The following is a 12,795-nucleotide window of genomic DNA, read 5'->3' as shown; positions in this document are numbered from 1 at the left end:
CTCTTAGGAGAAAACTCCCCTCAATAGAGGGGAGTAGAAGTACAATTACCAGCGGTAGTTTGCGTTTAGCATAACAGAGCGAGACTGGCCGTAGTAACACCAGTAATCGCAACCTGAAACAAACTCTTTATCTAGGATGTTGTTCACGTTTAGCTGTGCTTGCCACTGTGAAGTGATGTCGTAAGTGACTGACGCATCCCAAAGAGTGACAGAAGGAACCGTTAGGTTCGAGCTCTTAGGGTTATCTTTTGACTCACCTACGTAGCGCACACCAGTACCGATATTGAGGCCTGGAATCAGGCTGTAGGCGCTGTAGTCTACCCATGCAGACGCTTGATGCTCAGGAATAAGTGCGGCTTGTTTTTTACCTTGGCCAAAGCTCTCATCTGTTTTCGCTTTAGTGTAGGTGTAGCTTGCCATCAGTTTTAGATCGTCGGTTAGCTGCGCCGTGCTTTCTAGCTCAATACCTTGAGATGTCACTTCACCTGTTTGTGTCGCAATCCATGTTGATGGGTTAGTGACCAACGCGTTCTTTTGCGTGATGTCGAACCATGCAAGGTTGATAAAGCCATCCATAAAGCTTGGCTCATACTTTACACCCACTTCTACTTGCTCGCCTTCCAGCGGTTTGTAAAGTTCATTGGTTGCCGCATCAATAGTGCTGATCACTTCAAACGACTGAGAGTAGTTTACGTAAGGTGACAGGCCATTGTTTGCAAGGTACATCACACCCGCACTTAGAGAGAGCTGACCATCATCACGAGATTCACTTTGATCAACGGTAGCGCCTTTGCCAGAGTTTTCTGTTTTCACCCAGTCGTAACGAGCACCTATGTTACCAATCCACTGTTCATGCAGTTTCAATTGGTATTGTGAATAGAGACTTGCTTGAGATTTCTCAATCTCACGTTTCACGTTGTTGGCAGGATCAAGAGGGGTGAAGTTGCCGTAAACTGGGTTCCACGGGTTGATAGTGCCAAATGCATAGTTGTCTTGCTCGTCGCCATCGGTTTTGTGGAATTGCAGATCCATACCGATAAGCACTGTGTGCTCTGCGTTGTCTGTCATCCAGTTGCCGACAGCATTGTTATCGAACGTGATGCTCTGGTTTTTTCCGTCACGGAATACGATGCCTTGCGTTAATTCTTCTTTCGCTGGATCGTTGTTTGAGAACGCGTAAGAGCTGCGCAAGTACAACTCATTCGAACCGTAGTTGAGGTTTTGCGAGAGTGACCACGTGTCATTGATGTCGTGCTCTAGTAAGTAACCCAGAGAAAACTGCGTGCGTTCGTATTTATCGTAGTTTGGTTGACCAAGGTTAGTCGAAGGATCGATTTTGCCAAAGTTAGAACCAATCAGAGTACCTGCTGCCGGGAAGAATGGGTTAGTTGGTACACCGTCATCATGAAGGTAAGTTGCCAAAACGGTCAACATTGTACGGTCAGAAATGTCGAACTCGACACTTGGCGCTAGGTAGAAACGCTCGTTGTTTGTGCCGTCCAGTTCACCATCTTGGCTTGTCATCAAGCCAACCAAACGATAGCGCACAGTGCCTGCGTCGTTTGCTTCGTCAGCAATGTCAAAACCTACGGATTGGTGTTGGTTGTTGCCAACTTCGACTTTTACTTCGCCTTGAGGCGTAAACGTTGGTTTTTTCTGCACCGCATTCACGATACCGCCTGGTGCCGATTCACCAAACAGAATAGCCGATGGGCCTTTAACGACTTCTACACTTTCTAGGCCGTAAGGTTCGACCAACCATGTGTAGTAACCATCGCGGAATAGGCGGTTGCCGTTTAGGTAAGTCGCTGCATCAAATCCACGAACTTTGAACCAATCAGTGTCGTTGTCTGCGCCATAAGGCTGAGCGGTTACACCAGACGTGTAGCGTAATGCTTCATCTAGTTTTTTCGGTGCACGAACACGAAGTTCATCTTCAGAAATGATAGATACGCTGCGAGGCGTTTCTGCTGCCGGGGTTTCTACTTTAAGTGCTTGCGCGGTGACCGTTATGGTCTCCATGGCAATCACGTCATCTTGTACGACGTCTTCTTGAGCTTGTGCTGTGAATGCAACCACTGCTGTAGGTGCTAAAGCACAAACCAACGCGTTGCGGATAGCGATGGTCAGTGAGTTATTCTTTTGCATAAATCTATTCCCGATAATTATGATTAACGCTAAGCTTAATTGTAATTATTATCATTTGAGCTTTTGTTTCGGTATTTTACTGACTTTTGTATCAAAAGATAGTAAAACGTTCGCAAATTCATTCGCGGTACCTAAAGTCATTGTTATGTTCAATTGGTTTGAAAAACTGACCCAACCCTTTCCCCAGATGGAAACCGAAAAGCCACCGAAGACGCTATTTGGCTTTTGTCGTTTTTACACTCGTGGCTTTGAAGCCCCTTTACTCGTTATGGCTGTGTTCAGTGCGCTTATTGCCATTACAGAGGTGACGCTGTTGCGTTATATGGGCGAGCTCGTCGATATTCTCTCTAATCAAGATCGCGCAACATTCTGGCAAGACCAGGGTGATCGCATGCTAATGATGCTGTTCTTAGTGGCGGTTGTGATGCCAGCTCTCGGTTTTGTCCACTCAATGGTGATGCACCAAACGTTATTGGGTAACTACCCGATGTCTATCCGTTGGTTGATTCACCGTTACTTGCTAAAACAAGCGGTTGGATTTTTCCAGCGTGACTTTGCAGGCCGAGTTGCGACCAAAGTGATGCAAAGTGCGTTAGCGGTACGAGAAACGGTCATGAAGCTGGTGGATGTACTGGTTTATATCAGCGTTTATTTTCTTTCGATGCTCTGGATGATGGGCGAAGCCGATGGTTTGCTAATGTTGCCTATTGTGATTTGGATAGGAATGTACGCGGTTATCCAGTTCTACTTTATCCCTAAAATGAAACAAGTAGCGACAGAGCAAGCGGATGCTCGTTCTGTAATGACTGGGCGCATTGTCGATTCTTACACCAACATATCTACCGTAAAGCTATTCGCGCACTCGCAACGAGAGTTGGAATACGCAGAAAGCAGCATGAAGCAATTTTTGGTGACGGTTTACCGCCAAATGCGCATGGTGACTTGTTTACTGTTTAGTGTGGATGCCATCAACTATTTGCTGCTGATGTCTATTAGTGCCATTTCGGTTTATCTATGGCTAGATCACGCTGTAACAATTGGTGCTATTGCGATTGCCATCAGTATTGCATTGCGCGTACAAGGTATGTCGAAGTGGATCATGTGGGAAGTTAGTGCGCTGTTTGAAAACATTGGCACGGTAGTGGACGGCATCAATACGATTTCAAACGATGTTGAAGTGAAAGATGTACCAAATGCTAAGCCTTTGCAAATCTCCCAAGGTGAGATCTGCTTTGATCACGTAGGTTTTAACTACAGTGATGAGAAGGCAGTATTTGAGAACTTGAATCTGACTATCAAACCGGGCGAAAAAGTCGGCATTGTCGGTCGCTCTGGGGCAGGTAAATCCACGTTGGTCAACTTGTTGCTGCGCTTTTACGACGTAAATAGCGGTAAGATTTGTATTGATGGACAGGACATTTCTCAAGTTGAACAAGAGTCTCTTCGCCAACACATCGGTATGATCACGCAAGACACCTCTTTGCTGCATCGTTCAATTAAAGAGAACATTCTTTACGGTGATCCAGATGCTTCAATGGATGCCGTTATCGCAGCTGCTGAGAAAGCACATGCTCATGATTTCATTCAATCTCTACGAGACGAGCAAGGTAACGTTGGCTATGACGTTGAAGTGGGTGAACGCGGTGTGAAGCTGTCTGGTGGTCAGCGTCAACGTGTGGCGATTGCTCGCGTGCTGCTGAAAAACGCGCCAATTTTGATCATGGATGAAGCAACGTCTGCACTTGATTCAGAAGTAGAATCGGCAATTCAAGAAAACCTTGAAGTTCTGATGGAAGGAAAAACAGTGATTGCGATTGCTCACCGTTTATCAACGATTGCCGCGATGGATCGTTTGATTGTAATGGATGACGGCAAAATCATTGAGCAAGGATCGCATTACGAGCTGCTGCAATTGGGTGGTGTTTACGCTCAGCTGTGGAAGCATCAAACCGGCGGCTTTTTGTCTGAGCAAGGTGATGCTCAACTACAAGTCATCTAATATGACGCTACACGAAAGAGGAGCAAATGCTCCTCTTTTTTGTGTCTGTCGTTTATACCGAGTAAGTAGGCGTTAATGGGCAACGTTAACTTGTGATTATTCATTGAGTTAGGCCAACTTAATGATGATTATGTTTATAACTCACTGTCGTTATTGAATTTTTTACGCTTTTTTTACGCGAACTCCGAATGGGCTTTTGCTAAAGTTTTCTACATCGAATTTTGGTTGATGTATTTTATGTTTGTTCAATGGCGAGATAACACCTTTCTCTTTTCTACTACCGTGATTGTTGGCGCGGTTGTCGTCTCATGGTTGTTAGACCAACTGTTTGGCTCTACAGCCGCAGTCCTGCTGATTTTACAGTTAGCTGTCGTGGTAGTGGCGTTTCAATGCAACTCGCGATTCGCTTATGCGGCGGCGGTGATCGAAGCGCTGAGCTTCAACTTCTTTTTTACGACACCTCGTTACTCTTTGCAGATGTTTCGTCCGGAAGACATTTTTAATTTAGTCGTGTTTATGGTGGTGGCTTTTATCACCAGCACCTTTGCGGATCTTTATCGTCGGCAGCAGGGAGAGTTAAAACAAACCAAGCTGCAAAACAGCATCCTGCTATCGGTGTCCCATGATCTACGCACGCCGCTAGCAACCATTATTGGAACACTGACCACACTCAACGAGTACATGCCCAAGCTCAATGACTTAGAGCGCAAAGAATTGCTCGACAGTGCGACTTCAGAAAGCCACCGTTTGCACCAATATATCGAGAACCTTTTACAGGCGACTAAGCTCCAGCATGGCACATTAAAAATTACCAAAAAAGATGAGCTGATTGCAGATATTGTGCGGGATGCGGTTTCTCGTTTGCCGAATTACACCGAGAAAGTTTCCATGAATATGGATGATTCCGTTGGTTATTTATCAGTAAGTCGTTCGCTAATCGAACAAGCGATTTTTAATGTGTTGGATAATGCCATGCGATTTTCACCAGAGAATGAATCTGTTGAGGTTTCACTTTCTAAGCAGGGTTCGTCGTGCGTGATTGATGTTCGGGACATGGGGATTGGCATCAAAGCTGAAGATGCGGAAAAAATATTCAGCCTTTTCTATTCCGGTGTGAACAACAAATCGGCCGATTCAGGCACCGGAATGGGACTCGCGGTTGCCAAAGGCATCATCACCGCACACCAAGGATATATTCAATCTATGCCAGTATCAGAAGGGACGCTGATCCGCATTCGACTTCCACTCAATCAAGGAGCAGAGCAGGCGTGAGTTACAAAGTTTTAGTCGTGGACGATGAGCCTCGCATTCATACCTTTATTCGAATTTCGCTGTCTGCTGAAGGGTTTGATTACATTGGCGCGAGTACCATTTCAGAAGCCAAAGCGTGTTTCGAAGCGCATTCGCCGCACGTCATTCTGCTAGATTTAGGCTTGCCCGACGGCGATGGGGCGGAGTTTCTCACTACGCTTCGTCAGACCTATAAAACGCCAGTGCTAGTGCTGACAGCTCGCGATCAAGAAGAGGAAAAAATCCGCCTTTTAGAAGCGGGCGCGAATGATTACTTGAGCAAGCCTTTTGGCGTAAAAGAGCTCATCGCGCGCATCAAAGTGCTGGTTCGAGATTTGGTGGATGAGCAAACCGTCGCTGATGAGCTGGTGGCTGGCCGAGTCAAAATCATCAAAAGTACTCACCAATTTTGGTTGGATCAGAGGGAAATTCCACTCACCAAGAAAGAGTTTTCTTTCATTGAACAGTTGATTCTCAAGCCGGGAAAACTCATTGAGCAAACTCATTTGCTAGCGGTGATTTGGGGAAAAAGTCATGTCGAAGACACTCACTACTTACGTGTGTTAGTGAGTCAACTACGCAAAAAACTGAACGATAGTGCTGACGAACAGCGGCTATTAAAAACCGAGCCGGGGCTGGGTTATCGTTTAGTGCTTGAGACGTCCAAGCACTACTAAATTCCAAATTTAATCAACGTTAATGCCAAGGTTTAGTGCTGGTTATCGGCACTCGAACAGGATTCGTGTTGCCTATTTTCCGTGACGGAAAATCAGTCTAGCCCTTAACGCATTAGCATGTTCTATACATAAAACACAGTTAGGTATTGATATGGCTCACTTTACAGTAATTGGTCTAGGGCGATTTGGCGTTGCCGCCAGCTTAGAACTTATTCATCTTGGACACACCGTAACGGGGGTGGATAGCGACCCGAAAATCGTCGAAAAATACGTCGAAGAGTTAACGCAAGCGGTCATATGTGACGCAACAGACGAAGGTGCACTCAGAGAGTTAGCGCTAGCGAACAGTGATGTGGTGTTGGTGGCGATTGGCGAAGACATGCAAGCCAGTTTGTTGTGTACGCTGGCGCTGAAAAATCTGGGTGTGAAATCCATTTGGGTCAAAGCGAGCACCAAAGCGCACCACACCATCGTGTCTAAGCTTGGCGTACAACGCATTATTCATCCGGAAGAGGAGATGGGCGTAAGAGTCGCGCAGGCACTCAACTATCCGATGGTGAACAACTATTTGGAAATGGGTCATGGTTTGTATGTGGTGGAAATCCACGTTAAATCCAATCTGCACGATATGCCGCTTTCTAAGTTGATCAGCCGAGGCAGTTACAACATTCAGCCTATCTTGGTGAAGCGCGAAGAAGCCGTCTACACCAATATCAATGATGAGTTTGTGCTTAATGAGTTCGACACGCTGTTGCTTTGTGGTAGTCGCGCTGAGCTGAAATACGTCGCTCCAAGGTTGGTGTAACATGGTTTTGTGGCATCCCTCTATTATCCCCATCGAGCGAAAACCCAAAGCGGGCAAAAAATTGTTGGGCGCACCGCCATTAATACTTAGCCTCAGCTTTGCGTGCTTGATCATGCTCGGCACGGTCTTACTCAAACTGCCGATTGCCACCACAGAGCCCATCACTTGGATTCAAAGCCTGTTTACAGCAACATCGGCCATTACGGTGACGGGATTAGTTGTGGTGGACACGGGCACGGCGTTTACGCCTTTTGGGCAAGTGGTTATTGCTTTCCTGATTCAATGTGGTGGCCTAGGTTTAATGACGTTTGCCATCGTGACCTTGCTGGCTCTGGGCGGAAAAATTGGCTTTTTGGAGCGAGCCGTCGCGAGAGAGGCGTTCAACCAAACTGACTCATCGACACTCATTGCCACTGCTAAATCTGTATTGATGTTCGCTCTGCTCGTTGAACTTATTGGTTTCACTATTTTGAGCGTTTATTGGAGTGAAGAGCTGGGCTGGGAAACCAGTTTGTTCCATGGTTTCTTCTACACCATCAGTGCGTTTAACAATGCAGGTTTTGCGTTGAGTGCCGATAGCTTAATGCCTTACGTGGACGACCCGGTCGTTAACTTCACCATTACCAGTTTGTTCATTATTGGTGGTTTAGGCTTCTCGGTTTGGATTGACTTAAAACGCAATCGCCGTTGGCATCGACTCACCGTTTACAGTCGAATGATGATCTTAGGCACGATGATCATTAACGTGGTGGCACTTATCGCGATTTATCTGATTGAATATGATAACCCCAACACGCTTGCCCCGTTGAGCGAAGCAGGGAAATGGTGGGCATCGTGGTTTCAAGCGGTGACGCCAAGAACGGCAGGGTTCAACACTTTAGCTATCGATCAGTTGGAAGATGCCACAACGGCGATCATTCTGGTGTTGATGTTTATCGGCGGTGGATCATTGAGTACGGCAAGTGGCATTAAAGTTGTGACATTTATGGTATTGGTCTTGGCAACTTACAGCTATTTGCGTCGCGATGAAGCAACCTATGCCTTTCAACGCGAGATTCCCAAAGAGACCATCAGCAAGGCATTGGCGCTGACTCTGATCTCGGTGGGGGTGACTTGGTTTGCCATATTCACGCTGTTACTGACAGAGAAAGCGTCTATGTTAGATATTACGTTCGAAGCGGTCTCGGCACTGGGTACGGTTGGGTTATCGCGAGGCTTAACGGGCAGTTTGTCCGAACCAGGTGAGTTAGTGATCATCTTCATGATGTTTATGGGACGATTAGGGCCTCTTACATTAGCGTACTTCTTAGCCAGTCCAAGAAAGAAAAAAGCGCGTTACGCGAGTACTAAACTGGCAATAGGGTAGATGGGCTAACTCGAAGAAAGTGAGCAAAAGGCTAGGCAAAAGAGGAGTAACTGCTCCTCTTTTTGTGCTCGTTGTAGCCACGAAACTGTATACGGCAGTCTCTCTCACAACAATTTATGATTCATCTCTATTTTTTATCATTTATAAATTGTCGTTTTTGAGGTGTTGTCCAGAATGGCATTATCCACGTGCAACATAAGATTGCCGGGAATAAAAATAATTACAATACTGCCTTACTGGAAGATACATGAAAATCAAACCCCTCCCTCCTTTAAATAGCCTCGTTGCGTTTGAAGCGTCGGCGCGGCACTTGAGTTTTACGTTAGCCGCTGACGAGCTAAACGTGACCCAAGGTGCTATCAGTCGCCAAATTAGACAATTAGAAGAATACTTAGGCAAGGCTATGTTCACGCGAGCCAATCGAAGCATTAATTTAACGCCTACAGGTCTTCAATATTATCAAGCTGTCAGCCAATCTTTGCTCGATATTGCTCAAATCACGGGTGAAGTGAAGAAGTGGCAGGGCGAACAAAAGATCACGGTTGCGACGACAAATGCAATGGCAGCCTTGTGGTTGTTGCCTAAGGTTGCCCAATTTCAAAATGAACATGATGACATCGATATAAGGATATTGGCCTCAGATAATGTGTTGGACTTACGCCGATTAGATTGCGATATCGCCTTGTTTTATTGTCGCACTCCACCTGCGGAAATGGACGTGACAACGCTATTCTCAGAAGAAGTATTCCCTGTGTGTAGCCCGCTTTATCTAGAGAAAATCGGCCAGCCTAGTGAGCCAGAAGAAATCTTCAATAAAACGTTACTCTATCTGGAAGAGTCTCAAAGAGATTGGGTGAATTGGGAGCAGTGGTTTGCGAGTGTAGGATTGCCAAATATTTCGCCTCGTAATCGCATGAACATCAATAACTATCCAATGCTGTTACAAGCGGCAATTAATGGTCAGGGCATCGCGTTAGCCTGGGGCTCATTAGTGGACGACTATTTACAAAGCGGCGCTTTGGTTAGGCCAGTCGAACACGTGCTTTCAACACCTTCCAATTTTTCTATGCTTGAACCTAAAAATAGAGGTTTAATCCCAGCCAGCGTCAAACGTTTTAGAGAATGGCTTTTGCATCAGTTGCCAGATGAGGTAGGTGATCGAGGCTTAGCTTAAATCAATAAGCAGAGAAAATAACAGAGTTTGGTAATGTTAAAAAAGCGGGAATATCAGTTCCCGCTTTTTTAATTGATTGATGAAACGACGCACTAACTTAGTACTGGTCCCTGATTAAGTGTGGAATCATCTTTCAGCGAGGATCTTGAAGCGATAGGCTCGGAAGCCACAGTTTTGCTTTCAACAAGCGGTTCAACAGGACCATCAAGTTTCTCTTGCTCTGGGTGAACATGCTCAGGAAGCATTGCCCATGGCTTAGGTTCGCGTCGAATACTATGGAACAGCGTTAAGCTCATCACCGCGATAAAAATCGCGATAGGGAAACCGGCAATAATGGAGGCCGTTTGCATTGCTTTTAACCCTCCTGCATATAGAAGCACTCCCGCAATGGCAGCGATCATGATTCCCCACAATACGCGTATAGACGTAGGAGGCTCACTGTGTCCAGCGGCATCGAGGGTACATAGAACTAAGGTACCTGAGTCAGCGGAGGTAATGAAATAAGTACCGAGTAATAAACACGCAAGCACGCTAAGGAGTTTACCAAACATACCTGTATCTAGGTTGTCGAATAGCGTAAACAAAGCGCGTGTCGTATCAGCTTTAGTCGCTTCAAGAATCGGGCCGCCAGAAAAATCCGCAGGTGGTGTCTGTTTGGCTTCTTGTGCCGCAGTGACTTGCTCTTGATGAGCAACACGAGCGTCTTGCTCTACCTTCAACGCTGCACCACCAAATACTGAAATCCATAAAAACGTGATTAGCGTAGGTACGATTAATGCGCCACCGATAAGTTCACGTATTGTGCGTCCTTTAGAGATACGAGCCACAAACATGCCAACGAAAGGTGCCCAAGTCATCCACCAAGGCCAGTAATAAGCCGTCCACCAGTTTTGCCAGCCAGAGTCATTCTGTGCATCGCTCCATAAGCTCATACCGACAATGTTTTGTGCATAAAGCCCCGTACTTTCGAGTAGCGTATTTAAGATATAGCGAGTTGGACCAATGTAAAGTACGACTAGCACGAGTGCGAGTGAGAGCAGCATGTTCCATTCTGATAAACGGCGAATACCTTTTCCTACACCAGATAGCACCGACGCAACCGCACAAGTACAAAGGGAAACGATAATAAAGAGTTGAATCCCCAAACTAATATCTAGACCAAAGGCTTGATTCAAACCAGAGTTTATTTGGATAACTCCCATCCCCAAGGTTTGAGAGATACCGAAAGCAGTCACCGCGACTGTTAGGATATCAACCGTGTGTCCGATAGGCCCATAAATACGATCACCAATCAAAGGGTACAAGATAGAGCGTAGGGTAAAAGGCAGATCTTTACGGTAGGAAAAGTAAGCTAATGCGAGTGCAACAATGATAAAGACAGACCAAGGATGTAGACCCCAGTGAAAGAATGTCAGTTTCATTGATGTTGTTGCGGCTTCATTGGTCAGGCCTTGAGTAAATGGGTTGTCAGCGTAATGCCACATCGGTTCGGCGACCGACCAGAAAATTAAGCCTATCCCCATGCCTCCGGAAAAAAGCATGGATACCCAAGACAAATAACTAAACTCTGGTTTTTCGTCATCTTTACTCAAACGAATATGCCCATATCGACTAACCATAAGGTAAAGAAGAAAACCGACAACGAGTGAAACAAGTCCGATGTAAAACCACTTCATATTCTGTAGCAAAATGCCGGAAATCGTTTCGAAGTATTGGCCCGCTTGATTGGCGAGAATGGCGCAGAAAAGTACAAAACCGATAACGACGATCTTTGATGCGATTGTCACAGTCGGATTGAGTCCTTTCAATATCCCAGATGTTGCTCTCATAGGCATCCCTCACAGTGCGTTTGTTTTAACGTTATTGTTTGTTGCGTTATTGTTAATTTTTGAAAGAGAGTAGAGAGAGGGCTTTTGTGTTTCAACTGATTAATACTCATCGGTTAATGAGTATTAATCATGACAAGAAGATCATTGTTAATTAAAAGGTTATTTTTTTGTTCGAGATCAATGCATGAATGACAAAAACTCATCCAAGCCCGGCGAAAAAGTCGTTTGTTTGTTGCCGGGTTGTTAATCACAATTATCTCCACTAACACAACACGATGTTGTACGCACTGGATGCAACTCGACTCTCGGAGATAAGAATATGAGCAATGTCAACCAAACCATTATTCCTGTTGAACTTGTTGATAATGTACTGAACCCAATCAGTGAAGCAACAGGAATGCCGAATCAGGCCTACACCAGCGAAGAGTATTTTACTTTTGAGCGTGATCAGGTGTTTGGTAACACTTGGGTATGTATTGGTTTTGCATCAGACCTGCTTAAAAATGGTTATGTGATGCCACTTGATTTCATGAATCTTCCACTACTCATGATGAGAAATCGCCAAGGTGAAGTCCAAGTTTTCCACAACGTATGTAGTCATCGTGGTATGAAGCTGGTTCATGAGGCAGGCGAAGTTCAAGGCATGATTCGCTGTCCTTACCATTCATGGACGTACGATCTTGACGGCAATCTAAAAGGCACACCACACATTGGTGGTATCGCAAAACATAAAGATGATCGATTTAAGTGTGAAAAGCATGGCCTTAAGCCACTTCGTTCAGCCGTTTGGATGGACATGGTGTTCGTCAACTTATCGGGCAATGCAGAAAGCTTTGAAGAGCATATCGCGCCGCTAGAGCAACGTTGGCAGCAATTCTTAGGTGAAGAAGGATTAGGGCTTCTTCGCCGCGTGAACATGGGTGGCAACCTAGAGATAGAAGTGAAAAGTAACTGGAAGCTTGCCGTAGAAAACTACTGTGAAGCTTACCACTTACCTTGGGTGCATCCGAGTTTGAATAGTTATTCTCGCCTAGAGGATCACTACAACATCATGTTTGCAGAGCGTTTTGCTGGCCAAGGTAGTCTCGCATACAACCTCTCTGATACTGCAGGAACACACTTACCTAAATTTCCAAGCTGGCCAGAAGATAAACTGCGTCATGCAGAATACGTTGCACTCTTTCCAAACGTGTTGCTTGGTATTCAAGCCGATCATGCCTTTGCGATGATGATTGAACCAATCACTGCGAATAAGAGTGTTGAGCACCTACGTGTTTTCTATGTGGGTGATGAAGCAACGAAAGATGAGTTCGCTGCGTGCCGTACTGCTACCGTTGAGTCATGGCGAGTCGTATTCGGCGAAGATATTGGAGCGGTCGAGGGCATGCAGGAAGGTCGTTACTCACCTGGCTTTGGTGGTGGTGTGTTCTCACCAGAAATGGATGTTCCGACGCATTTCTTCCAAACCTGGTTGGCAAAGCAAGTGAAAGCGGCACTGGAGCAGTAA

At 45.7% G+C, this 12,795-nt stretch carries 9 protein-coding genes; 7 read left to right on the top strand and 2 right to left on the bottom strand.

What is annotated here, in order from left to right; all coding sequences use genetic code 11:
- Positions 1-45: 45 nt before the first annotated feature.
- Positions 46-2,148 carry a TonB-dependent siderophore receptor gene (locus R7Q48_RS04385; RefSeq protein WP_130545786.1) on the bottom strand — a complete coding sequence of 701 codons (2,103 nt, stop codon included), beginning with the start codon at positions 2,146-2,148 and terminating at the stop codon, positions 46-48.
- A 145-nt stretch (positions 2,149-2,293) separates the two neighbouring features.
- Here R7Q48_RS04385 and R7Q48_RS04380 point away from each other — a divergent pair, with 145 nt between their 5' ends.
- From R7Q48_RS04380 to R7Q48_RS04355, 6 genes are all read left to right on the top strand, one after another.
- Positions 2,294-4,147: an ABC transporter ATP-binding protein gene (locus R7Q48_RS04380; protein WP_042521744.1), complete on the top strand. Its 1,854-nt coding sequence runs from the start codon at positions 2,294-2,296 to the stop codon at positions 4,145-4,147.
- Positions 4,148-4,384: 237 nt separating this feature from the next.
- Positions 4,385-5,419, top strand: a complete 1,035-nt coding sequence (locus R7Q48_RS04375) for a DUF4118 domain-containing protein (protein WP_169628842.1) — start codon at positions 4,385-4,387, stop codon at positions 5,417-5,419.
- On the top strand, positions 5,416-6,114 hold the full coding sequence (locus R7Q48_RS04370; protein WP_169628843.1) for a response regulator transcription factor: 699 nt from the start codon (positions 5,416-5,418) through the stop codon (positions 6,112-6,114). The genes R7Q48_RS04375 and R7Q48_RS04370 overlap by 4 nt, the downstream gene beginning before the upstream one ends.
- A 151-nt stretch (positions 6,115-6,265) precedes the next feature.
- Complete coding sequence (locus R7Q48_RS04365; RefSeq protein WP_169628844.1) at positions 6,266-6,919, top strand: potassium channel family protein; 654 nt, start codon at positions 6,266-6,268, stop codon at positions 6,917-6,919.
- A 1-nt stretch (position 6,920) separates the two neighbouring features.
- Entirely contained in the window at positions 6,921-8,285 is a 1,365-nt protein-coding gene (locus tag R7Q48_RS04360) for a TrkH family potassium uptake protein (protein WP_318132180.1), read from the top strand.
- A gap of 247 nt (positions 8,286-8,532) precedes the next feature.
- The gene (locus R7Q48_RS04355) at positions 8,533-9,459 is read left to right on the top strand and encodes a LysR substrate-binding domain-containing protein (protein ID WP_005392445.1); all 927 of its coding nucleotides are present in this window, start codon (positions 8,533-8,535) and stop codon (positions 9,457-9,459) included.
- Positions 9,460-9,551: 92 nt separating this feature from the next.
- Here R7Q48_RS04355 and R7Q48_RS04350 read toward each other — a convergent pair whose 3' ends face one another.
- Positions 9,552-11,288 (bottom strand): BCCT family transporter, encoded by a 1,737-nt coding sequence (locus R7Q48_RS04350; RefSeq protein WP_021035854.1) that lies wholly within the window; start codon positions 11,286-11,288, stop codon positions 9,552-9,554.
- Between the two features lie 319 nt (positions 11,289-11,607).
- Between R7Q48_RS04350 and R7Q48_RS04345 the strand changes: the two genes are divergently transcribed.
- The gene (locus R7Q48_RS04345; protein ID WP_053307899.1) at positions 11,608-12,795 is read left to right on the top strand and encodes an aromatic ring-hydroxylating oxygenase subunit alpha; all 1,188 of its coding nucleotides are present in this window, start codon (positions 11,608-11,610) and stop codon (positions 12,793-12,795) included.

This window comes from Vibrio sp. 378, from assembly GCF_033339435.1.
The sequence above is the reverse complement of the archived record's forward strand: the minus strand, read 5'-3'. Positions and strand labels throughout refer to the sequence as shown.